Origin of the sequence: Cytobacillus sp. FSL M8-0252, assembly GCF_038007345.1 — a bacterium.
Taxonomy (GTDB): domain Bacteria; phylum Bacillota; class Bacilli; order Bacillales; family Cytobacillaceae; genus Cytobacillus; species Cytobacillus kochii.
In genome coordinates, this window is record NZ_JBBOWZ010000001.1 from 4,517,348 (window position 1) to 4,540,530 (window position 23,183).

General features: G+C 37.2%; 21 protein-coding genes. 6 read left to right on the forward strand and 15 right to left on the reverse strand.

Annotated features, from left to right (window positions below; genetic code table 11):
• Positions 1–114: 114 nt before the first annotated feature.
• The 4 genes from MKX83_RS22825 to MKX83_RS22840 are packed head-to-tail and all read left to right on the forward strand — an operon-like array spanning position 115 to position 4,502.
• A complete protein-coding gene (locus MKX83_RS22825; protein ID WP_095371504.1) occupies positions 115–846 on the forward strand; it encodes an ABC transporter ATP-binding protein in 732 nt (243 codons plus the stop codon).
• Positions 809–3,277 carry an ABC transporter permease gene (locus tag MKX83_RS22830; protein WP_341052538.1) on the forward strand — a complete coding sequence of 823 codons (2,469 nt, stop codon included), beginning with the start codon at positions 809–811 and terminating at the stop codon, positions 3,275–3,277. Before MKX83_RS22825 ends, MKX83_RS22830 begins: the two co-directional genes overlap by 38 nt.
• A gap of 60 nt (positions 3,278–3,337) precedes the next feature.
• Positions 3,338–3,838, forward strand: coding sequence for a PadR family transcriptional regulator (locus tag MKX83_RS22835; protein WP_095371502.1), 501 nt, complete (start codon positions 3,338–3,340; stop codon positions 3,836–3,838).
• Positions 3,839–3,851: 13 nt separating this feature from the next.
• Positions 3,852–4,502 (forward strand): hypothetical protein, encoded by a 651-nt coding sequence (locus MKX83_RS22840; protein WP_095371501.1) that lies wholly within the window; start codon positions 3,852–3,854, stop codon positions 4,500–4,502.
• A gap of 169 nt (positions 4,503–4,671) precedes the next feature.
• Here the strand turns inward: MKX83_RS22840 and MKX83_RS22845 are convergent, their stop codons facing one another.
• Positions 4,672–5,169, reverse strand: coding sequence for a MerR family transcriptional regulator (locus MKX83_RS22845; RefSeq protein ID WP_341058202.1), 498 nt, complete (start codon positions 5,167–5,169; stop codon positions 4,672–4,674).
• Positions 5,170–5,579: 410 nt separating this feature from the next.
• Between MKX83_RS22845 and MKX83_RS22850 the strand changes: the two genes are divergently transcribed.
• Positions 5,580–6,020, forward strand: a complete 441-nt coding sequence (locus MKX83_RS22850) for a DUF2798 domain-containing protein (protein ID WP_224936941.1) — start codon at positions 5,580–5,582, stop codon at positions 6,018–6,020.
• 1,027 nt (positions 6,021–7,047) lie between these two features.
• On the opposite strand, the gene MKX83_RS22855 is transcribed toward MKX83_RS22850, so the two are convergent.
• From MKX83_RS22855 to MKX83_RS22890, 8 genes are all read right to left on the reverse strand, one after another.
• Positions 7,048–7,377, reverse strand: coding sequence for a hypothetical protein (locus tag MKX83_RS22855; RefSeq protein ID WP_341058203.1), 330 nt, complete (start codon positions 7,375–7,377; stop codon positions 7,048–7,050).
• Positions 7,378–7,506: 129 nt separating this feature from the next.
• On the reverse strand, positions 7,507–8,304 hold the full coding sequence (locus MKX83_RS22860) for an ABC transporter permease (protein ID WP_341058204.1): 798 nt from the start codon (positions 8,302–8,304) through the stop codon (positions 7,507–7,509).
• The gene (locus MKX83_RS22865) at positions 8,304–9,245 is read right to left on the reverse strand and encodes an ABC transporter permease (protein WP_095371497.1); all 942 of its coding nucleotides are present in this window, start codon (positions 9,243–9,245) and stop codon (positions 8,304–8,306) included. Before MKX83_RS22865 ends, MKX83_RS22860 begins: the two co-directional genes overlap by 1 nt.
• Positions 9,206–10,306 carry an ABC transporter ATP-binding protein gene (locus MKX83_RS22870; protein WP_095371496.1) on the reverse strand — a complete coding sequence of 367 codons (1,101 nt, stop codon included), beginning with the start codon at positions 10,304–10,306 and terminating at the stop codon, positions 9,206–9,208. The genes MKX83_RS22865 and MKX83_RS22870 overlap by 40 nt, the downstream gene beginning before the upstream one ends.
• A gap of 21 nt (positions 10,307–10,327) precedes the next feature.
• Positions 10,328–11,428, reverse strand: a complete 1,101-nt coding sequence (locus MKX83_RS22875; protein ID WP_095371495.1) for an ABC transporter substrate-binding protein — start codon at positions 11,426–11,428, stop codon at positions 10,328–10,330.
• Between the two features lies 1 nt (position 11,429).
• Positions 11,430–12,398 carry a TAXI family TRAP transporter solute-binding subunit gene (locus tag MKX83_RS22880; RefSeq protein WP_157733854.1) on the reverse strand — a complete coding sequence of 323 codons (969 nt, stop codon included), beginning with the start codon at positions 12,396–12,398 and terminating at the stop codon, positions 11,430–11,432.
• A 142-nt stretch (positions 12,399–12,540) separates the two neighbouring features.
• A complete protein-coding gene (locus MKX83_RS22885; protein ID WP_095371493.1) occupies positions 12,541–13,884 on the reverse strand; it encodes a sigma-54-dependent transcriptional regulator in 1,344 nt (447 codons plus the stop codon).
• Entirely contained in the window at positions 13,859–15,826 is a 1,968-nt protein-coding gene (locus MKX83_RS22890; protein ID WP_341058209.1) for a transporter substrate-binding domain-containing protein, read from the reverse strand. Before MKX83_RS22890 ends, MKX83_RS22885 begins: the two co-directional genes overlap by 26 nt.
• A 218-nt stretch (positions 15,827–16,044) precedes the next feature.
• Here MKX83_RS22890 and MKX83_RS22895 point away from each other — a divergent pair, with 218 nt between their 5' ends.
• The gene (locus MKX83_RS22895) at positions 16,045–16,371 is read left to right on the forward strand and encodes a general stress protein (RefSeq protein ID WP_095371491.1); all 327 of its coding nucleotides are present in this window, start codon (positions 16,045–16,047) and stop codon (positions 16,369–16,371) included.
• A 277-nt stretch (positions 16,372–16,648) separates the two neighbouring features.
• Here the strand turns inward: MKX83_RS22895 and MKX83_RS22900 are convergent, their stop codons facing one another.
• The 6 genes from MKX83_RS22900 to MKX83_RS22925 form a co-directional block, all read right to left on the reverse strand.
• Positions 16,649–17,188, reverse strand: a complete 540-nt coding sequence (locus MKX83_RS22900; RefSeq protein ID WP_095371490.1) for a chromate transporter — start codon at positions 17,186–17,188, stop codon at positions 16,649–16,651.
• Positions 17,185–17,715 carry a chromate transporter gene (locus MKX83_RS22905; RefSeq protein WP_095373579.1) on the reverse strand — a complete coding sequence of 177 codons (531 nt, stop codon included), beginning with the start codon at positions 17,713–17,715 and terminating at the stop codon, positions 17,185–17,187. Before MKX83_RS22905 ends, MKX83_RS22900 begins: the two co-directional genes overlap by 4 nt.
• A gap of 74 nt (positions 17,716–17,789) precedes the next feature.
• Complete coding sequence (locus MKX83_RS22910) at positions 17,790–19,394, reverse strand: gamma-glutamyltransferase family protein (RefSeq protein WP_307316474.1); 1,605 nt, start codon at positions 19,392–19,394, stop codon at positions 17,790–17,792.
• A gap of 233 nt (positions 19,395–19,627) precedes the next feature.
• Positions 19,628–20,644 carry an ABC transporter ATP-binding protein gene (locus MKX83_RS22915; protein ID WP_095371488.1) on the reverse strand — a complete coding sequence of 339 codons (1,017 nt, stop codon included), beginning with the start codon at positions 20,642–20,644 and terminating at the stop codon, positions 19,628–19,630.
• Complete coding sequence (locus MKX83_RS22920; protein WP_095373578.1) at positions 20,641–21,624, reverse strand: ABC transporter ATP-binding protein; 984 nt, start codon at positions 21,622–21,624, stop codon at positions 20,641–20,643. Before MKX83_RS22920 ends, MKX83_RS22915 begins: the two co-directional genes overlap by 4 nt.
• Positions 21,625–21,632: 8 nt before the next feature.
• Positions 21,633–23,171 carry an ABC transporter substrate-binding protein gene (locus MKX83_RS22925; RefSeq protein WP_341058213.1) on the reverse strand — a complete coding sequence of 513 codons (1,539 nt, stop codon included), beginning with the start codon at positions 23,169–23,171 and terminating at the stop codon, positions 21,633–21,635.
• Between the last annotated feature and the right edge of the window lie 12 nt (positions 23,172–23,183).

The window sequence follows — 23,183 nt, forward strand, 5'->3', positions numbered from 1 at the left end:
AGATTGAACTATTTTTATTAAAAATTGGCATTTATTGTATACTCAGTATATATTAGTGGTATATACTGAGTATACAATATATATACTGAGTATATACTGAATAGGAGGCTTTATATGATTCAAATAGAAGGTATAAAGAAAACTTATGAAATTGGAAAGGAATCATACGAAGTATTAAAGGGCATTGATTTAACAATAAATGAAGGGGAATTTATTGCAATTATGGGACCCTCAGGTTCTGGAAAAAGTACGCTATTGAACCTTCTTGGTGGCCTTGACCAAGCGGATATTGGAAACATCCAAGTTAATCATGCAAAACTTCAAGACATGTCAGAAAAGGAAAGAACACTTTTCCGCAGAAAGAATATTGGATTTGTATTTCAGAATTATCAGCTTCTTCCTAACATGACAGTTGAAGAAAATATTGCTTTTCCTATGCACGCCGATCGTTTGCCAAAAGCAAGTATTCAAACAACTGTTACTAATCTCATCCAATCCACAAAACTGGAAGGCAAAGAAAAAAATTATCCTTCGCAATTAAGTGGTGGTCAACAACAACGTGTTTCTATAGCAAGAGCATTATCAATGGAACCAAAATTAGTACTCGCAGACGAACCGACTGGCAATCTTGACAGAAAAATGGGAACAGAAATATTAAGACTACTCTCTTCTCTTCACCAAGACCAGAAACTCACGATTATCATGGTTACTCATGATATGTATGCAGCAAGCTTTGCGAATCGTATTATTTTGTTAAAAGACGGAATGATTGAATCAGATATTAAGCAAGCAGAAGGCGGGGATCAAAATGCTATGGCTAGCATCATTACGAAACTTAATTCGTAAAAAATCACGTTCCTTCTTTACTTTATTGGCCATTCTCATTGGGATTACCACTATGTTCGCAGTTATCAGCACTGTCGAAACGGCAAAATATCTTACAACGGAGCAACTAAAGGAGTTCACAGGGAACGCTGATTATACTATCCATTCAACATCCAATACTTTTTCAGAAGAAATATTGGATGAAGTTGAAACAAACTCAGATATTAGTAGCATAACAGGGCTAGTCCATAGACAAACAAAAATTAATTTAGATAGTGCACATCATTCCGCTGAAAGCAATCTGAGATTAACCGGGCTTTCTTCCTTTGATAACGAGTTATTATCATTAGATGTCATTGCTGGTAACCTTGATCAAAAGGGCATTATTATATCAGAGACTACCGCCGAATTGTGGAATCTACGCGCAGGAGAAATATTGAATATACAACTTCCTAAAGGTAATAAAGATGTAGCCATATCAGCAATTGTAGCTGATACAGCTTTGTTGGAAGGTCCAGCAAGCTGGAATGAGGCAAGTAATAAGAATTGGCGAGCTCTTACAACTTTAGATAATATTCAAGAATTGTATAATGCACCAAACCAAATTGGTGAAATAAGAATAAAGTTTAAAGAGAATGTGGAACAAATAAGCAGTATAACAGCAATAAAGGACAGCTTACAAAATGAAGAACTCATATTTCAAAAGGTCGTTTTAGATGAAAGACAAACCAATCAATTAGAAGAGTTGTATTTCATGCTTTATGCCATTGGTGGACTCGCCATGCTTATTGGGGCTTTCATTTTATACAACACCCTTTATGTTAGTGTATCGGAACGAAAGAATGAAATAGCCATCATGAAGACTGTCGGCTATACACCTAATCAAGTCAAAATCCTATTTCTTATGGAAGTCTTATATCTCGTAATTATTGGACTTATTCTTGGCATTCCAGCAGGGTTTATGCTAGCAAACTTGCTCCAAGATGGGTTATTCGGTTCTTTCCAAACAAACATTGAAGTCAAAATGCAATTCATGTATGCACTTCCCCTTTCCATTTTATTAGGTATTATCATACCTATGCTCGCATCTTTAATTCCAGTTACTTATGCTAGCAAAGTAGATGTAATTAGTAGTTTAAAGTCCATACCTACTGAAAAGGTCAGCGGTCAAAAAAAGCGAACGATCATTGGGTGTATTGTATTATTAGGTGTGTTTATTCCTCATGCCATATCCATCGTTTTTCTTTTAGTAGCTGTTATACTTCTATATCCTATAATGATGAAGGCTTTGACGATTCTCTTTTCTAAAACTTCATTTTTGGGATACGAGGGAAGTATTGCCGGAAAGAGCACATTGCTTACATTAAATCGTTCTTCAAATATGTCATTAATTCTTGCAATTGCTATTTGTCTTGGCTTACTCGTTTCATCTATCTTTACTTCTTTAGAACAAAACATAAGCCGAGATGTCATCCGTTCCTTTGGTGGTAATATTCAGTTTAGCAGCGAGACTCCGATCTCTAATGAAAAACTAGAACAGATTAGTCAGATGGATGGTGTAAAAGATGTTATGGCTTATAGCGAAAGCCCAGCCACTTGGAGCATAGGCGATGAGAATCGCCAATTTACAATGATAGAAGTGAAGAATGATTGGTATAGTAATAATCCTTTATTTTACGCTCATGAATCTGAGCAAAAGCAAATATTGGATGCACTTGAAGAAAAAGATACCATTTTACTAGGAGAATATGCGTTTCGTGAGTGGGGCGGAAAAATAGGCGATACTATGACTATTTATCAAAATGGAAAAGAAAACAGCTTAAGAGTTGTTGGGAAAGTTAATACAACACAATATGGTGGCTATACTGCGTTTATTTCAGAAGAGAATATCAACCAACTGCATCCAAATGTTTCTCCTTCTAAGGGATTAATAGTCTTAGATGAACATACAGATGAAAGCTCTGTAAAAAATGAACTTCTTAACACTTTTCCTTTTGATTTAAGCTCTGTACAGACTTTAAATGAAGAAATATCTAAACAAGAGCGTGCCCTTCCAGGCGTAAAATCACTCTTCAGTGGATTATTAATGATTGCTATCATCATAACGGGAATTGGTATATTAAACACATTAACAATGAATGTAATGGACCGAGTTAGGGAAATTGGCGTGATGAGAGCTATTGCTTTTACAAGATGGCAAATCTATAAAACCATCATAAGTGAAGGGCTTATTATTGGGTTAAACGGTATTTTGATTGGCATATTTCTTGGAATTGCCACAATCTATTTAAACGCCAAAACCTCAGAGGATATACTGATAGAATTTATTGTACCATTAGAGACAATACTTATTTCTATCATTTGTGGCTTAATTGTCAGCATAGCAGCTTCAGTATTACCTTCATATACAGTCAATAAAATAACGATATCAAAATCACTTAAACAAGATTAGATGGGTAGAATTTTTACAACTACCCATTCATATTATTAAAAAGAGGAAAGAGGAATTTATATGTCAGTAAAGCATGCCATATTGACGCTTTTATCCCAGTCTCCTCGCCATCGTTATGATTTAAAAGTCTCTTTCGAATCTATGGTTTATAAACAGTGGGATTTAAACGCTGGACAAATATATACAACGATTGATCGATTAATTAGAGATGAATTTGTACAAGAAGCACAAGAAAAAGAGTCAGAACTGAAAATTTATCGCATTACACCAAAGGGGAAAGCTGAGCTTCAAAAATGGCTATTGCTACCGGTTGAAAGCTCCCTCCTTCAAGATGAGTTTTACTTTAAATTACTTTGTGCAAAACAACTATCATTTAAAAATCTTGGCGAGATGATTAAACAACATAAGGAACTCATCATTAAAAACATCTTTCAATTACAACAACTAAGAAATAGTCACGTATTTTCTGAAGAAAATGAGGCCATTCATTATTTAATTGATGGTAAGATACTGCATCTTGAAGCTGACATGAAATGGATAGAAATGCTAACAGAAAATTAGGAGGGTTTACCAAATGGATTTTATTTTAGACCATAAATGGGAGTTTTTTATTGCTGCTGAAGTTATTTTCTGGATTTCAATACTATCTTTTCTCATTTTAAGATATTGGTTCAAGTTAAATAAGCTCAGTTTTCTTTTCTTCGGCATTTTTATAGTGAACGACCTATGGATTGCCACAATGGGCTTTATGGATTATATGAGAACTGGTGAATTTACAAGCTACCAGGTTGTTATATTAATTGTGATTGTATACGCATTTACCTATGGGAAATCAGATTTCAGAAAGCTTGATCGATTTATACAGAAAAAAGTAGCAAACTGGAGAGGCGAAACAATTAATATAGAAGATCAAGTAAAAGAGTTGGATGGAAAGGAATTTGCTGCTGTAGAAAGAAAACACTTTTTTATGCATCTTCTCATATTTTTAGGTGTGCATATTCTTTTAGCCCTTTTTCTTGGATTATCAAACCAATTCTCCACGATTAGTTCTATAGGGGACTTCTTTCAACAATGGTTTGCATCAAGTAACGCTGCGTTCCCTTTTGATCATTCAGCAACAAATAACTTAAGTAGGATTTGGACAATTATTTTAGTTATTGATGGATTAATTTCTTTTTCCTACACAATTTTTCCAAAAGAATCGAAAAAACACGCATCGTCATAATTAGAAATGATTTTCCATCACTTTATAAAACAAAAGTCCGTTTACCAGTTTTTTGAGGGTAATCGGGCTTTTTACTTACTTTTTTGAACCTATGATTCAAACCATGCAAATATCAAAGTAATAATACATATGTTGAAAAATGGGCTCCTTCTTTCTACCAAATATCATACTATGTGATTTCTTTAAAGGTTAATGCTTTACTTCTTCTCTGGGTAGGTGTTGCATTCTTTTTCATCATTAAAACCTGGGCTAAATCATCAAATGATATATGTTGTTCTAGTTGCATAAGAGAAGATAAATTTTGTAATTCTTTTAAAAGACCTTCCTGATTTTTTATCGCAATTTTCAGCCGCTCTATATGAAGGTTAATGACTTTGTTAGGTGTGTAATCTTCATCTTTCAAAGTAGATTTAATCTCTTCGAGTGATAACCCCAAATCTTTCAGAGTAAGAATTTGAAATAAAATTAAAATGTCTTCCTCATCATATAACCTATGTCCAGATTCGGAATATTCAGATGGAGATAATAAACTAATTTGATCATAATATCGTAAAGTTCGAAACGTAAGCCCCGTTAGTTTTGATAAGTCTCCAACTGTCCAATATTTAGTCTTTTTAATGGTCATCCTCTCATTTCGCATTATTTTTTCATTGTGTAACTTTACCATAACATATTCCTCAACATTCAATATAGTAGTTATTTATAAATTTTAAATATTTTGTTAAAAAAGTGGATATTCGTAATGAGAAGCTTCCATCCCTATTTATTAAACAATTTTTCAACTTCAATTTTCTCTCCTTCTATGGGCAAATGACAAATGCCCTCAAAAGAACGATTTTAACGAGAGCCCTATTAGTTAAACTTATATGTTTTTAAATTTAAACTAGCAAAACTAATTTCATAAAGTTAAAAACCCCCAAAAGATATATAAGGAAATGAAATCTCTTAGTAAAATTCACAAATATGTCACTTATGAAGAAAAATTTGAACCGATATAATTACATTTATTCTCTTAAAAGAAAGGTTGTTTTTCATTTGCCTAGTAATAAAAAAGAAGGCCTTATTTTTGGCCTATTCATGTGTTTTGGGATGGTTTTAATCATGTCCGTTTACAACTCTGCTTTACACGGCTTTTCATCGTATAGCTTAGGTAGTGCATTGATTCAATTTGCAATAACGTTTATTGTTGCTTTTATCGCAGAGTCTTTCGTTGAGCCAGTCGCACACAAACTTGCAAGATCTCTACCTTATGATCAATCAAAAGAATTCAACTTTATTATTGTTTTTGCTTTTTGTATGGTTCCTATAATGGTTGCCATCATGTCAGCATACGGAATCATCTTGACCTTGATAACAATCGGGATTGAAGGTTCTATCTTTACCGCTTATCTAAAGACATTAGCTTTAAATATTATTGTGGCCCTTCCATCACAGTTATTAATCGTTGGCCCTATCTCGAGGAAATTACTATGTAAATATATAAAACCGGCGATACAAAAACCAGAACTAAATGGATAAAAGCGGGGTAGGACAAAATTAAATGACCTAACTTCAAAACGAACAAAAACAAATCATAATCTATAAAAAATCAGTTGCCAAAAAGTCCGTTCCATTGCACTAACAGACATTCGCTTTCCACGGGGAGGGAACGCTTGAGCCTTCTCTGCATTACCTGTGAGGTCTCAAATTTCCCTCTATTTCCCTGAGGGAGTCGAGTGTCTTTTGCTCTATTCCTCTATTTTTTTCATATAAGGATATAAATCACAAAAAAACCGAATGATTAGACACTTCATACCCCTAATCATCCGGATCAATCCTTATAGAGATAGAATGCCATCTTCAGATCTATTTTATAAACACCCCTAGGATAATGATTAATGTGATAAGGCCTAGTAAGATTAAAAATGGGTACATCAATGCAAATACATCTTCAAAAATAAGTTGTATAGGTTCATATCCAAAGAGAAAAGCAAAAAATACTATGGCAAGTATAATACTAATAATCCTATTCAAATTCATTCTCCTACCTTTAGATCTATCATTGCCCATTCTCTAAGTTGATAGATTGTTACTTTAATAAACAGTACTTTTATTTATTCATATGACCACAGCGCATCACGAAGCTTTTCTCTAGTTATTTTGGATCACCTTTTTCAATCACTCACCTATCAAATTCAAAGTATTAAAACGAGGAGTACTACTTGTTCTTCGTTTTAATAGGATAAAATATTTCTTTTTATTAATAATGAAAAGCACTGCTTTATGACCGACTGTAGTAATACCTGTTCTTTTAATTGCTGTTAAGGGGAACTTGAAACTTCCAGTCTGCACTTCTTCAATCACATGGTAAGGAATTTTGATTGTTTTCCTAAAAGAGGTAATCGTCGTAAGACCTGATAGGTCAATATTAAAGCTGTGTTACTATATTCTATTTAAATGCTCATCTTATTACCTCCATCCTTCCAGGTTCCTATCGATTATACTCCATTATCTTATTATACAATTATTTCCACTCTCCCACTTTACTCTAGACCTCCTGAGGAGATTACTCATTTGGGCATTTATCTTCAAGCAAAAATTTAGCTTCTTCTTCAATCATTTCTATATAGTTGTGCTTTTTAAAAGGTTTCGTAAATTTATGGATTCTTCTAAGGCTTCCTTTTACGGAAGTTTTTTCGTTCAGAACATCTACAACAACGGTCAAGTAAACCTTCTCATCATACATGACTAACCCAGTCACTTGGCCATTTTCCGTATCAACTATATATTCAGGGAATATCTTTAATGGAGCAAATAATGTCCATCCTACTTTTCTAGACTTTCTCCCAAACAGCCGAAATAACATATATCTATAAATCTCTTTTAATCTTCTCATTTATATTCACCCTTACTATTGATTAGTCTAACTTTCAAGACACGCTTTGTTTATTCCTGCTATTGTTGTTATGAACGAGCAAAAGCACGCACATATCAATGTGCGCGCTAATCCTGACTAAAGAAATAATTAATGATGGCCCCCACCAAAAACTTTTCCGACACCGTGGATTTTCTCTAAGATGACGATGAGAATCCCGGAGATGAATATGACAACACTGGATACAGAGGCAACAATTGGATTATAAGCATCTTGCATGGTAGAGAATATTTCAATTGGTAAAGTGCGTGTTTCAGGAGAGATCATAAAGAGTGAGACCGTTACATTATCAAAGGAGGTTAAGAAAGCGAAAAGGCCACCGGAGATAATTGCAGGTCGGATTAATGGGAGCGTGATTTTCCAGAAGACCGTCCATGGATTGGCGCCTAAAATTGCCCCCGCTTTTTCTAAATTATAATCAAAACCGCTTAAGCCAGTTAACACTAAACGAATCACGTATGGAATACAAATGATAATATGTGAAATCAGGAATCCTATTGACGTACCCGCAAGCATTAATGGTGTGAAGTAAATTAATAATGCTATCCCTAATACAAGCTGAGGTACACTAAGTGGCGCCGTTAAAAAGGATGTAATCGCTGACTTTCCGGGAATATCATACTTGGCAATAGCTAGCGCACCTAGTGTGCCGAATATAACGGCAAATAGTGCTGCAAGCACTGCAAATTGCAAACTATTCATAAAGGCGTCAATAAATTCAGGCCTTTCCAAGATTTTCGTATACCATTGAAACGAAAACCCTTCTGGCGGAAAGCTTGGATAGCTTGCTTTTGTGAACGATGCAGGGATGACAGCGATTAGTGGTATCAAGATGTAGATAATCCCAATAACAGCCAATGCTCCGCGTAATTTCCCAATGGCATTCATTAACGGAACACCTCCTTGAATTTACTCTTCTCAAACCCTCGAGTAAATAAAAAGACTGATAGAAGCGTTGTCCCAAGCAAAACGTATGATAATGCCGATCCAAATGTCCATTGCAGGAGATTATTAATTTGGTCGTATACAACAACTGGCATCACAGGCACATTCGCTCCACCCATAAGTGCCGGTGTTACGTAGGCACTCATCGATAAGCTAAAGACTAAAACGCAACCAGAGACAATACCTGGTAAGCTCAGTGGTAATGTAATCGAAAGGAAGTTCCTTAATGGACTTGCACCTAAGATGGCCGATGCCTTCTCTAATGATGGGTCAATATTGTATAAGCTTGTGACTATAGCTAGTACCATAAATGGTAAATAGGCATTTGAAAGACCTATAATGACACCAACCTCTGAAAACAATAGATTCATAGGCTTGCTAATTAGACCCATATCCATTAATAGTGTATTAACGGTCCCATTAGGTAGAAGTAATAAATACCAGCCAAAGTTACGAACAACAATACTAACCAAAAGAGGTGAAGCAATCAGTAGTGTAATAAGTGCGCGCATTTTTGCAGAAGCCTTTGCCATCGTTAAAGCGATCGGATAACCCAATACGAGCGCAACCAGACTAGATAATAAGCTAATCTTAACCGTAATCCATAAAGAGTTTAAATAATAGCTATCCGTAAAGAGCGTGATATAATTTGATAAACTGTAACTAGCTCCTTCACCACTTAAGCTATCAGTTGAAATAAAGCTTAAGTACAAAATATATAACATCGGTACAACAAAAAATCCGAATAAGAACAAGAGAATCGGTGTTAATAACAACAAGCCAGGTGCCCATGGCTTCCGTTTTTTCACGCGCCTCTCTTGTTGCGGCGGTTGTCCCTCAGGTGCTACTCTTTTCTGATGATTTTGAGCTCTTGCGGCTTCCATCCTACAAACACCTCGCTTCCCTCTTTCCATGATGAACGGTACTCATTTGTTAATATTTGCAGAGATTTCCCCATAAATGCGACATCTATTTCCCAAGAAGTCCCTAAGTAATTCAGTTGTGTGATTTTCGCAGGATGTAGTTCATAACCATCAACAGCCTCTTGTGACTCAGAAATATGAATGTTTTCTGGGCGAATGTATAATTTTACTTCATCCCCTTTTTGGAACGTGCGATTCTCTCCAATCACATTATCCCAACTTACTGATGTGACTTCTTGACCCGCTTGAACCATAATCCGCTTTTGATCTGTTGATGTAACAATACCTTCAAATGAGTTAGATTTACCGATAAATTGAAAAACAAATTCTGTTTTTGGATGTTTGTAGATGGATGTCGGTGTACTAATTTGTTCAATCTTACCTGCATTCATTACTACGACACGATCGGAAAGCGATAGTGCTTCTTCCTGATCATGGGTAACAAAGATAGTCGTTACACCGATTTCTTTTTGTAACCTTTTGATTTCTAAGCGAAGCTCATGCCTTAACTTCGCATCAAGGTTCGATAATGGCTCATCTAATAATAATAATTCCGGTTCAACAACCAACGCTCTGGCGATGGCTACTCTCTGTCTTTGTCCGCCTGAAAGTTCCCGGGGATAGCGATGTTCTAACCCTGATAACTTTACAAGTTCAAGAACACGATCGATTTTCTTTTTTTGTTCTGACTTGGAAATTTTTCTTAATTTTAAACCAAAGCTTAAGTTGTCATAAACCGTCATATGTGGAAAAAGAGAATACGTTTGGAAAACCATACCCAAATCTCTTTTATATGGAGGCACCTTTGTCACCTTTTTTCCTTTAATAAACACATCTCCTTGGTCTGCCTCAAGAAAACCCGCAATTAAATTTAAAGTGGTCGATTTTCCGCATCCAGAAGGGCCAAGCAAGGTGAGAAGCTCACCCTGCCTTACTTCTAAATCGATGGAATTAAGAACAATATTTGATCCGAATTTTTTTATAGCTCCCTTAATTTCTACGTCGCTTATCGCTGTCGTCATCTCATTATGCCTCCTCTTCTATTATTCTAGTAGTTTGCCAATTTCAGGAACGACTTCTTTATTCCAACGATCTGACCATTCCGCTCTAATTTCCGCGAATTGAGGGACATCTGGCTTAAATGTTGGATCATCCTCTGCTATCCCAATAGATTCTTGATATTTTTCAGGTAGTTCTACTCCTTCAGCAATTGGATAGAACCCTTCCTCTGCAATTAACGATTGTGCTTCCTCACTCACAAGATAATCAATAAATTGGAGAGCTTGCTCTTCTTTTGGTGTGTTCTTCACTAAAGTTGCACTAAAGGCTTGTAGTGGAACACCTTCTTTTGGTATCGCCATTTTAATTGGTATACCTGATTCAGCTAAATCACTAATTACATAAGAACCTAAAACAGATAGGTCAGCAGCACCTTGTTGAATCGCTGGCATCACCTGTGTTGAGTTTTTATAGAAAGTGGTTGAGTAACCTGCCAATTCCTTCGCTTTTTCTATACCAGGATTAACGTTATCTGTACTCCCACCATTTGCTATTGCTAACGCGTTTAATGTATTAAATCCCCAGTCATTTGTGATATCAACAAATGCGGTTTTTCCTTCATAATCTCCGGATACAAGGTCATTCCAAGATTCAATTGGTCCCCAACCATTTTTTTCGAATGATTCCGTATTATATGCTGGGGCAATAGCTAAGCCAAAAACTGGTGCCCCCGCACCCTCAACAGATACGAAATCATCAATGACATTGGAGAAGTTCGGTACATTCTCTTCACTTAATGTCTCAGTTAAATCTTTTTCATTCGCCCGATAAACATCAGTTGGTACAAAGAAAGCGATATCAATATGTGGCGCATTCTTTTGTAACTCTACTTTAGAAAGAATCTCTCCTGATAATCCTGGGATATAATTCACTTTAATACCGGTTTCTTCTTCAAATTTCGGTGCGATTACATCTCTTATCGTTTGTTCAATAACGCCACCATTACCCGCTACCGTAATTGACTTACTATCTGAGCCTCCGCCTTCTGAACTTGCTTGTTCACCGGATTTTTGTGGTGTTGGCGCCCCACAAGCAGCTAGACATAGCAACATAAAAATAGATAATGCCGTAATGATTTTTTTCATTTTACTTTCCCCCTACTTCGTTTATATATTGTTTGGCACCTGGATGAAGCGGAATCGCGATATTAGTTGCTGCTTCTTCAACCGTCATATTTGCTACGGCTGGATGATAGACGGCCCATTCATCTAAGTGCTCATAGATACCTTTTAAAATGTGATAAGCCAGCTCATTAGATAATTCTTCATTCGCATACAGCACGTTTTGTACTGTAACTGTCGGTGTCGGCTCCGTTATTCCCTCATATGTATAGCTCGGAATTTCTTGCCACTCATAACCCTCGTATTGCTGATTTAAGCGCTTACTTGTTTCCTCATCTACCTTAACTAACGTAAGATTCTCCTCCTCTAGCAATTGTTCGATAACTGGATTAGGTAATCCGGAAGAGAGGAAGGCAACGTCAATGGTACCATTGTTCATACCCGCAGCCGATTGGGTAAAGGATAAATACGAAATGTCCATTGTCTCTTGACTAAGCCCTGCTGCGTCTAATAGCCTTTCTGCCGTAAATCTTGTGCCACTTCCTTCTGCACCTAAACTGACTCGCTTACCTTTTAAGTCAGATAAGGATTCAATGGATGGATCTGATGTTACGATTTGCATATAGTTGCGATAGAGATTGGTTAATACATTTAAATGTTTTTGTGATAGTTCATCAGAATACAATACATCAGCCATCGATATCCCAAGCTCTACCTCATTACTACTTACGAGCTTCGCATTTTGAATCGAAGCATTTGTCACTCTTGTACCAAAAGCAGCCTTATTATATTCTTCTAAAATCGTCATTAACCCCGTACCTAGCGGATAATACACACCTGATACATCACCTGTTGCCAGCACGATTGACTTTTTCCCAACCGCTAGTTCTTCTGATGGAGCCTTATATGGATCATAAGAAGACCGGATCTCGGAATGAGTATTCGAACAACCGCTTAACAGAAAAATAATTGCCACCCACAAAAATGACTTCATCCCTACTAACATCCTCCTTAGTTTTATTAATGCAAATGTTGTGCCAAAATTCATAATATTGTTTTATGTATACGCTTACAATTTTATCGAAAGGAAAACCGGCAATTATTTCCGTATGAGGCAGAAAATATTGCCGGTTCTTTTATTTCTTATAATTCTTCAACTTATCCCGCAAACTCCTCTCCGAAATCTGCAAGGAATGAGCGGTTTTTTGCCTATGATCTTTATAGTGCTTAAGGGTAGCAGTAATAACTCGCTTCTCTACCTCCTTCATCGGGATACCAAGTGGTAATTGAATCATTTCATCCTCATTCATCGGATGTTCGGCATGACCTTGGACGAAATGGGGCAAATCTAACACGTCGATTAATCGGTCCATTGATAACGCCACAGCATACTCGATTATATTGCCAAGTTCTCTGACATTCCCTGCATACGGATAATGGAGAAGCACTTCCATCGCTTTCGGTGTCAGACCCTCTTTTTGTTTGTTCATTGATTGATTAAATTTTTGAATCAAATGATTGATGAGTAGCGGGATATCTTCCTTTCTTTGTCTAAGCGGTGGCATATGAATAGGAATCACATTTAAGCGAAAGTATAAATCTTCGCGGAACTCACCGTTTTTGACCATTTGCGCGATATTTTTGTTGGCTGCACTAATAATACGGATGTCGAGTTGCTTTTTCTTATTAGATCCAAGTGGTGTGACTTCACGCTCTTGGATGACTCGTAAAAGCTTTGCTTGTAGAGACAAAGGCAATTCACTCATTTCATCTAGAAATAATGTCCCGCCGTTAGCTGCAACACATTTGCCATCCTTCGATTGAGTGGCTCCTGTAAAGGCTCCTTTTTCGTAACCAAACAGCTCTGATTCTAGTAAATTATCAGGAATAGCCGCACAATTGACAATCTCTAATGGACCTTGATACCTTCTACCAGAAAAATGAATTTCCCTCGCAACTAATTCTTTGCCTGTTCCACTTTCTCCCGTAATAAGTACGCTTGAATCGATGTCCTTAATGCGATCAATCATTGAGAATACTTGTTGCATCGCCTTGCTTGTCCCTAAAAACGCACGTGCTTCCAGTTGTTTATCTTTTGACTCCAGGCGATTTGAGACTTGTTTATATTGCAGTGCGCGCATGATTAATACAGATAATTTATCCATATCAATCGGCTTTTCAATATAATAATAGGCACCTTGTTTAATTGCCTCAATCGATGTCTCAATGCTTGCAAAAGCTGTCATCATAATGGCCGTGAGCTCCGAACGTATTTCCCTCACTTTCTTTAAAATATCTAGACCGCTAACAGCCCCCATTCTTAAGTCTAATAAGACGATATCGATTCGTTTACTCTTCACCCACTCTATCCCTTCCTTTGGGTCTATGGTTGTATATACTTGATAATCATCTTCTAAGGCAAACTTTATTGACATACAAATCGCAGCTTCATCATCAATGACGAGTAGACCTGGCTTCATTGAGCGAATCCTCCTCTCGATAAATAGGTAAAGTAATAACGAACCGTGTCCCTTCTTCTTTCGTACTTGTTACGCTAATGTCCCCATTGTTTTCTTGTACTAAATGATAAGAAAGTGTAAGCCCTAGACCGACTCCTTTTGCTTTTGTCGTATAAAACGGATCAAAAATATGATGTTGTTGCTCCACACTCATCCCTTCACCATTATCTTTAATTGAAATTTCCCCGCATTCTCCATCTAGATGATACATTTCTAACTCTATACGCTTCCCAGTAACATTCTTTACTGCATCCACCCCATTCAGTAAAATGTTCAAAAGTACTTGTCTAATTTGCTGCGGATCAATATAAAAAACTAACCCATCTGGTACTTTTAATTGAAAGTCAATGTGCTCATCCTTCATCGTTACATGTAAGAATGTCAGCATAGTAGTTAACTCAGATGCAGAACATGGCTGAATACGTGGGGTACTTGGTCTCGCATAATCAATAAGATCGGTGACAATCTGATTTAGCCGGTCAACTTCTCTTGGTAAATGTTTGACTAACATCTCTTGAAAGTCTTTTTGTGCTATTTTTCTTGGAATTAAATTGATAAATGTTTTAATGGATGTTAATGGGTTTCTTATTTCGTGAGCAACACCGGCTACTAACTGTCCAAGCGCATGAAGCTTTTCCTGTGTGAGTAACTTCTGCTCTAATTGGACCTTTTCCGTTTCATCTCTGATAGTAAGCAAATACCCTGCTTGATTTTCCAAAGAATTATACATTTCGTTCAATGAATAATAGATAATTTTCCGTTGACCGTTTCGATGAAGCACAAATTGTTTGGCACTATCATGATAGAATTGCGTTCGTACTTCTTTAAAAATGGGTGACTGCTCAATCCCCTCTTGTTGGGGCCACTCTAAAATATCAAGTGCCCTTGAATTGCAACTCGTCATCATAAAGTTCAAATCAAAAGTAATAATGCCAGCATCTATATTATTGATTATTTGATCTTTAAAAGCATTGCTATCAGCGGTACGTTGCCGTTGGTCATGCAAATCCTCATTCAAAAGAGTCAGTTCTTTCGTATGTTCATTGACAGCTAATTTCAACCGATAATTCCATATATAGATGAGAATAAGAATAAAACCACCAATGGCCATAAATATTGATAAAATGGTAATGAAATCCTTTAACCTTGTGATTTCCTCTTCATTTTCACCTTTCGTCCAAAAATCAACCAGCTGGTTCATTTCCCCTGTTGCCTTTAAATCAATGATGGCTTTATCTAAGAACTGTCGAAATTCCTCGTCCCCTTCTTGTACAGCTACAGCATAATCTGCAGGATCCAAAATGATATCTAACACAACATATTGTTTCTCTAACTCATACCGATCTAAAAAAAAATATGAGGTCCATTTGTTGCCAATAAAAACATCCGCGCGGCCATTCCAAAGCATAAATAAACCGTTGTATTGGTTAGTCGTCACAGTAAAGTTATTATTTCGCAAGTTTATTAATGTATTTAATCCAGCCGTATCTTCTTTTAATACTATATGCGTATCCCGCAAATCTTCTATATTCTCTACTTCGTCTTTCAAGCGTCTAGGTATCACTAATGAATCCGACATCGTAAAATAAGGGGTGGAAAAGTCCATATACTTCTCCTTGTCTATACTATAGGTGACCCCGGCAACACCATCTATTTCTCCCCTTCTTAACGCTTCCTCAGCTTGCTTTCCATCCATAGGGATAAACTCAAACTTCACATCATTTTTGTCGGCTATCCTTTCTAAGACGGCAATGCTTAAGCCTTGTAGCTCCCCGTTTTGATTAAGATAAGAAAATGGTGGAAACGCTTTTTCTGTTCCTATTCGATACACTTGTTCTTCTGCTAGGACATGAGTGAATGGGAAGAGAGTGAAAAACATGAAAACGAGCAATACTTTGCGCAAAATGATCTCCTTATTATGTTAGAAAATTATAAATATTTTATATTTAAATAATAAATAAATCACTTTCATAACACAAGGCTCCAAAGAACATTTTTATCTATCAATTAATGATTCTATTTTTTACCAATAAACATTAAGGTTTAATCTATTGTAGAACGGATATATATACACTAAGAAGAGACACAAGATACTCTTCAAAAAAGAGGAGGATGTAAACTATGTATAAAATCGAAGTTGTAGAAAACGGAGTACAGGCGGTTAGCATCATTAACTCTCTTGAAAACGAAGGTTATACTAAGAAGGATATATACTTATTCGCACATGACAGAGACCGCTCAGAAAATTTAACAGATGCAACAGATACAAATGATATTGGTATGAAAGAACAAGGTGTTTTTGACTCCATCGGAAACGTCTTCAAAAGCCGAGGCGATGAATTACGTTCTAAAATGAGATCAGTTGGTATGACTGATGTTGAAGCTGAGAGGTATGAAGAAGTACTTGATCAAGGTAAACTTGTTGTTGTCGGCTCTACTAAAAACTAATCTTTATGTCTAATATAATTCCCCCCATTTCACTATATATGACCGGTAGCGAATCGCTACCGGTTTTTATAATTAAAGAGAAGGATGAAAGATTAATAGATTTTTCTCATATTCCCTTCTATTGATGAATTCATTTCAGCATGAGCATCTTGCAAACAGGGCAATCGTCCTTCTCAGATTAAAGAACGAAGCTGCGAATCCATTTGCAGATATCCCTCTGTGATAACTTGTTGAACCAAAGCAGTTTTTCATTCGGTCTTACGTTCTTTCACCTAGACTAATAGATAATCAATCCCGAAATGGCCCCTACGGCTAAAGCGATACTAATAACAATGGCGGGGTGCATTTTCATTTTTTCTAATAAAAAATAACTACCAATGACCATCAAAAGAGAATAAACCATCCCTAATGAAGAGAAGGAATCCTTCAGAAATTGGAAGGTCATGACGGCTAGCAACACAGCGATCACTGGACGGACAATTTTAGAAATATTTTTGACTTGAGGGGTGTCTTTATATTTCATTAAAATCGCCATCAGTACGAGCATTAAGATAATCGAAGGAGCTATTGTAGCAAAGAGGGCAACGAAACTACCTAAAATTCCCCCTTCTGCGTAGCCGATATAACCGGCCATTTTCGTCGCAATCGGCCCTGGCAAGGAATTCCCAATCGCTAGGACTTCACTAAATTCTTGAGTGGACATCCAGCCATATTTACCGACGACTTCATTTTCAATTAAGGGAATGGTCGCAGGTCCACCACCGTAACCAAGAATACCTGGAATAAAGAAAGCTAAAAAGATTTCCCAATAAATCATGATGGATTCTCCTTCCTCTTAAAAGGAATAAAGACGGAAATAATTAATATCATGATGAGAATACCTGGATGCAAGTGCGTCACTTCTGTAAGTAAGAAAGACGCTAATATGAGAATAATAGCTTTCTTCCACCCAAGCGTCGTGCCCGATTTCTTTACAAATTCCCAAGTCATTTGCGCCAGCATCACAGCTACAACCGGGACAATCGATGCTGACATATGCTTTACCCATGGAATATCTTTATAAGCTTGTAAAACTTGCAGAAGACTTATAAGGATAATAACAGTAGGGAGAACGGAAGAAACAAGGGCATTAATCATTCCTACGATTCCTCCGACACGGTAGCCAATGTAACCGGCCATCTTTGTCGCAATGGGGCCTGGCATCGTGTTAGCCAATGCCAAAGTATCGGCAAACTCTTCTTCTGTCATCCATTTGTATTTCTTTACTGCTTCTTGCTGGAATAGTGGTATAGAGGATGGTCCACCGCCAAACCCTAACATTCCAGTACGGAAGTTCCCAATCATTAATTCTTTTTGTAAACGTAAGCCTTGGCGTGTTTGAGGCTTAGCTTCTTCTCGTTGTTTTTCTTTCGCTGATGCTACCAAGCGGCAATCGTACCATCCGTACGGGATTCAGTTCCACCCATTAATACACCAGTCTCAGGATTACGCCAAATGATTTGCCCACGCCCAAAGCTTCCTCCATCCGGTGTAATTGTAACTTGATGACCCCTTCTTTCTAACTCTTGCACTATATAATTAGGAAACTCTGGTTCTACGAAAATAGATTTTTCTTTCATCCATTGCCATCTTGGCATATCTAGTGCAGCTTGCGGATTTAAGGCATAGTCGACCGTATTGGTTACTACTTGGAAATGACCTTGTGGTTGCATATAGCCGCCCATTACACCAAAAGGACCAACTGCCTTACCATCTTTTGTTAAGAAGCCAGGGATGATTGTATGATAAGTCCGTTTGCCACCTTTTAAATAATTCGGATGATTGTCATCCAATGAGAAATCATGACCTCTATTTTGTAAACTAATGCCCGTACCTGGGATCACAATTCCTGAGCCAAAGCCCATGTAATTACTCTGAATATAAGAAATCATATTTCCTTCTTCATCTGCAGCAGCTAAATATACTGTACCGCCTTTCGGCAACTCATAAGGTTCCGGATTGGAAGCGATATCCGAAATTGTTTGACTGCGTTTATCCGCATACTCCTTAGAAAGTAACTCTTCTGTTTCAATAGGCATATCTGCTGCCTCTGTAATAAATGCTTTTCCATCGGTAAAGGCAAGTTTCATCGATTCAATTTGTTCATGAAGCGTTTGGGCTGATTGCCATTGTGGCTTTGACAATCTCTCAAAATTATTAAGTGCCATCAACGCAACCATTCCTTGACCATTCGGAGGAATCTCCCATACATCGTAACCTCTGTACTGAGTAGAGATAGGATTTACCCATTCAGGCTCATATTTACACAGATCTTCTTTTGTTAAAAAACCTTCATGTTTCTTCATAAAAGCATCCATTTGTTCCGCTAATTCACCCTCATAAAAGGAGCGACCTTCCGACTCTCCAATTGCTTGAAGGGTTTTAGCGTGCCCTTCTGAACGCCATAATTCACCGATTTCTGGTGCTCTTCCCCCCGGTGCGAACGTTTCGAACCATCCTTCGAAAGCCTCATCAGTAAATTCTTCTTTAAACTTCGTATATGCCCTTTTCCAATACTTCCCTAGAATCGGTGTCAGCGGATAGCCCTCTTCTGCATATCTAATCGCTGGCTTTAATGATTCAAGTAAAGATAGTTTACCGAACCGTTTCGATAACGTTGCCCATGCGGCTGGTACCCCAGGTACAGTAACAGGGATGGTACCGTATGTTGGCATTTTTGTGAATCCACGCTTTTTAACCTCATCAGCAGAAATGGATTGAGGTGCAGGGCCAGAAGCATTTAATCCATGAAGTTGATCTTTTACCCAAACGAGAGCAAAGGCATCTCCACCGATTCCATTTGAAGTTGGCTCAACGACTGTTAATGCTGCAGCTGTTGCAATCGCTGCATCAATCGCATTCCCCCCTTTTTGCAATATCTCAATACCTGCTTGTGCTGCTAAAGGCTGTGAAGTCGCTACCATTCCTTTTTTAGCGAACACTGTATGTCTTTTTGCCGAGAATGGGTGATGTAAGTAATCCAAATTAACCTCTCCTTTTACATTTGTAAATATAAAATCAATTTTAACTTACGTAATGTATATTACACATTACAGATTATAGAATAAAATTAATGATAATAACAGGATTTAAATCTAATATATTTTAAATTCTCCAAAATCAACATGTTAATTATCTTGATTATTCTTACACAAATGTTAACCTACAATAAAAACACGAGATGCTAGCTAACAGCACCTCGCTCTTCAAAGGAATTTCACTTCGCTTCTTTAAAAATAGATTCCCCAGCAAAATGACAAGCTGCATAATGTTCCTCACCGTACTCTCTCCATTGAGGCTTCTCTTCCATACATTGTGTCCTCGCTATTGGGCAACGTGTATGAAAGGGACAACCAGAAGGAGGATCTGCCGGATTCGGTAAATCACCTTGTAATCTTATTCTATTTCGTTTCTTTTCAATAGAGGGTCTAGGAATAGCAGAAAGTAATGCTTGTGTATAGGGATGTAGAGGAGCATTATATAAATCCTCTACCTTTCCCTCCTCAACCGTATTCCCTAAATACATCACTAGTACTCTATCGCAAAAATAACGAACAACACCTAAGTCATGAGAAATAAACATATAAGATAGTTGATACTTTTGCTGTAAGGTTTTCAATAACTTTAACACCTGTGCTTGGACAGATACGTCGAGAGCAGATACTGCCTCGTCACAAATGATAAAGGATGGATTTAAACAGATGGCACGTGCAATCCCAATTCTCTGCCTTTGTCCACCACTGAATTCATGAGGAAAACGATCATAATGCTCTTCTTTTAAGCCTACTTCTTTTAATAAATCTAAAACCGCTAACTTTTTTTCTTTACTGGACATAGATGTATGTATGGAAAAAACCTCTGCTATAGCTGGACCTATTTTTTGTCTAGGATTTAAAGAAGCAAAGGGATCTTGGAAGATCATTTGCATTTCTTTCACAAATTTAAGCTTTTCTTTTTTTCTTAATGATTGTATTTCGGTCTCTTTGAATTTAACTGTCCCGGCCGTTAATTCTTCTAATCCTAGAATGGCTTTTCCTAACGTCGATTTTCCACACCCTGACTCTCCTACAACACCTAAACTTTCACCTTCATATAATTTAAAAGAAACATTTTCTACTGCTTTCACATGAGATTGTACCCTTTGCAACAAACCACCCTTGATTGGGTAGTACTTCTTTAACTGGTTAATTTCAAGAAGGGTCTTTTTTCTCCCATTATCATTTGCGACACTCATGGATTTGTTACCTCCTCTGCTTCAAGCCAGCAACTCACCGAATGAGAGTGAGACAAATCAAAGGCAGGTGGCTCTTGTTGTTTACATGTTTCCATGGCAAATTTACAACGGTCGTGGAATCGGCAACCTTGAATTTGTTGATTTAAACTAGGTAAAGAACCAGGAATAGCTTCAAGTTCAAAGTCAGGTTTGTCTACATCTGGTACAGAATTTAACAGTCCAACGGTATAAGGATGTTTTGGATGATTAAAAATCTCCTCTACTGTCCCTTCTTCTACCTTTTTCCCTGCATACATAACCATTACTCTGTCAGCTACTTCTGCAACAACACCCATATCATGAGTCACCATGATTACGCCCATATGATATTCTTGCTTTAAATCATTAATCAAATCTAGAATTTGCGCTTGAATCGTCACATCTAACGCAGTCGTCGGTTCATCTGCAATCAGTAATCCGGGGTTACATGACAACGCAATCGCGATCATTACCCTTTGACGCATGCCTCCACTTAATTCATGTGGATATTGACTCATTCTTTTCTCAGGATAAGGAATACCCACACTTTTCAGAAGATCAATTCCCTTTTTATGGGCTTCTTTTTTAGATAATTTCTCATGAATTATTAGAGGTTCTCTTAACTGATAGCCTATCGTTAATACAGGATTCAGCGCTGTCATCGGTTCTTGAAATATCATCGAGATTTGGTTGCCACGAATCTGTCTCATTTGTTCAGCTGTATGACTTTGAATAGCCTCTCCCTCATACTTAATTTCTCCACTTGCAATTCTACCGTTACTAGGTAACAATCCAATAATTGAGAGAGAAGTTATACTTTTACCACAGCCCGATTCGCCAACAATACATAATGTCTCACCCTTATTTAGCGAGAATGAAACATCGCGGACAGCAGGTAAATACCCGTCTGCTGTCCGAAACTCTGTAATCATATTTTTCACTTCTAGTAAAGCCTCTCCCATTGTTGCACCTACTTTCTTGTTACTTCTGATAGATTCCATTTACCAGTTGCTTCTAAAAGTAGACCTTCATAAGATTGATCCATTGCAGCTGTTACGATGGAGTGATACATAATAACGACTGCATCGTCATCTAACATTAAGCGATTAGCTTGATCTAATAGTTCTAACCGTTTATCTTGGTCTGTTGTTGTTCTCGATTCATCTACTAATTGATCAAATGCTTCGTTACTATATTGTGCTCTATTTGATGCACCTACATTATCAGTGTGGAAATTAGGATAAAATAATTCTGAGCCATCAGCCGTTAAGTTAGACCAGCTTAAGAAGGTTAAATCAAAGTTCCCTTGTCTTGCCGTATCTAGGAATGAAGCCCATTCCATTGACTCAATTTCGATGTTAAACCCGGCCTCTGACAATTGCGCTTGAACGATTTCAGCCATCAGTAAGAAATTACTTCTATTTGGTGTTAATAACTTATACGTTTTCTCTCCAAATCCATTTTCCTCTACTAAACTTTTAGCCTTTTCTAAATCATAAGGTGTACCTGCTTCAGCAGCAGATTCTACGTACCCAAATACTTTTGGCCCTATGACACTATCACTGCGAATGCCTAACCCATTCATTTTTGAAACAACAGCATCCCGGTCAATCGCGCTAGCAAAAGCTTCACGTAATTTTGCATCTTGGTATTCTTCTTTTCCATGATTCACAGTGAAATAGTATTCTGGTGTCCCATCCACCTTTTCAACTGTTACATTCTTAAGACTTTCAATTCTTTCAATCTGTTCCATAGGAAGGTTATCAATAAATTGTACTTCTCCTGTTTGTAACATCGAGATTGCTGTTGATATTTCTGGAACAACTTTAAAAATTAATTGTTGAATCGCAGGTGCGCCATCACGATAGTCTTCATTTGCTTCTAATACGACTTGATCCCCTGGTACCCATTTCGCAAATTTGAATGGCCCTGTACCGACAGGCTCTTTATTTAAATCTCCCTCTTTATCAGCTGTTGGGCTTACAATGGCTGCATTAGAATGTGACAGTGCCGCTAGAAAAGGACCGTATGGATATTTAGTTTTGATTTCAACTGTGTAATCGTCAATCACATTAATAGATTCAACCGGCTCCATTAGTGAAGCTCGTGGGGCTGCTGTCTCTGGATCTCTTAATTTATCAAAAGTATATTTAACAGCTTCTGCATTAAAGTCTGTTCCATCATGGAACTTAACTCCTTCTTTTAATTTAATCAGCCAAGTGTTCTCATCTGGATTTTCATAAGATTCAGCTAATTTAGGTTCTATTTCCATTGTTTCTGTATTTCTATCAAACAACTTTTCATACACATGGTCAGTCACATTAGCTGATGCACTATCATTTGTCATAATAGGTGATAGCCCTACTGCATCTGATAGTGAAGCATATGTAAATGTATCGATTTTACCGTTCCCTTCACCCTCCCCACTTGCCGGTTCATTACCGCTTGAACAAGCAGATACAATCATTAATGTGAATACCGCTAGTATTGCTAATAACTTTTTCCTCATTCTTAATTCCCC

Bases quoted from the DNA above. Each gene is read 5' to 3' on its own strand.
- MKX83_RS22825 (WP_095371504.1), top strand. From the start codon at position 115: ATGATTCAAATAGAAGGTATAAAGAAAACTTATGAAATTGGAAAGGAA.
- MKX83_RS22830 (WP_341052538.1), top strand. From the start codon at position 809: ATGCTATGGCTAGCATCATTACGAAACTTAATTCGTAAAAAATCACGT.
- MKX83_RS22835 (WP_095371502.1), top strand. From the start codon at position 3,338: ATGTCAGTAAAGCATGCCATATTGACGCTTTTATCCCAGTCTCCTCGC.
- MKX83_RS22840 (WP_095371501.1), top strand. From the start codon at position 3,852: ATGGATTTTATTTTAGACCATAAATGGGAGTTTTTTATTGCTGCTGAA.
- MKX83_RS22845 (WP_341058202.1), bottom strand. From the start codon at position 5,169: ATGGTAAAGTTACACAATGAAAAAATAATGCGAAATGAGAGGATGACC.
- MKX83_RS22850 (WP_224936941.1), top strand. From the start codon at position 5,580: ATGTGTTTTGGGATGGTTTTAATCATGTCCGTTTACAACTCTGCTTTA.
- MKX83_RS22855 (WP_341058203.1), bottom strand. From the start codon at position 7,377: ATGAGAAGATTAAAAGAGATTTATAGATATATGTTATTTCGGCTGTTT.
- MKX83_RS22860 (WP_341058204.1), bottom strand. From the start codon at position 8,304: ATGAATGCCATTGGGAAATTACGCGGAGCATTGGCTGTTATTGGGATT.
- MKX83_RS22865 (WP_095371497.1), bottom strand. From the start codon at position 9,245: ATGGAAGCCGCAAGAGCTCAAAATCATCAGAAAAGAGTAGCACCTGAG.
- MKX83_RS22870 (WP_095371496.1), bottom strand. From the start codon at position 10,306: ATGACGACAGCGATAAGCGACGTAGAAATTAAGGGAGCTATAAAAAAA.
- MKX83_RS22875 (WP_095371495.1), bottom strand. From the start codon at position 11,428: ATGAAAAAAATCATTACGGCATTATCTATTTTTATGTTGCTATGTCTA.
- MKX83_RS22880 (WP_157733854.1), bottom strand. From the start codon at position 12,398: ATGAAGTCATTTTTGTGGGTGGCAATTATTTTTCTGTTAAGCGGTTGT.
- MKX83_RS22885 (WP_095371493.1), bottom strand. From the start codon at position 13,884: ATGAAGCCAGGTCTACTCGTCATTGATGATGAAGCTGCGATTTGTATG.
- MKX83_RS22895 (WP_095371491.1), top strand. From the start codon at position 16,045: ATGTATAAAATCGAAGTTGTAGAAAACGGAGTACAGGCGGTTAGCATC.
- MKX83_RS22900 (WP_095371490.1), bottom strand. From the start codon at position 17,188: ATGATTTATTGGGAAATCTTTTTAGCTTTCTTTATTCCAGGTATTCTT.
- MKX83_RS22905 (WP_095373579.1), bottom strand. From the start codon at position 17,715: ATGATTGGGAACTTCCGTACTGGAATGTTAGGGTTTGGCGGTGGACCA.
- MKX83_RS22915 (WP_095371488.1), bottom strand. From the start codon at position 20,644: ATGAGTGTCGCAAATGATAATGGGAGAAAAAAGACCCTTCTTGAAATT.
- MKX83_RS22920 (WP_095373578.1), bottom strand. From the start codon at position 21,624: ATGGGAGAGGCTTTACTAGAAGTGAAAAATATGATTACAGAGTTTCGG.
- MKX83_RS22925 (WP_341058213.1), bottom strand. From the start codon at position 23,171: ATGAGGAAAAAGTTATTAGCAATACTAGCGGTATTCACATTAATGATT.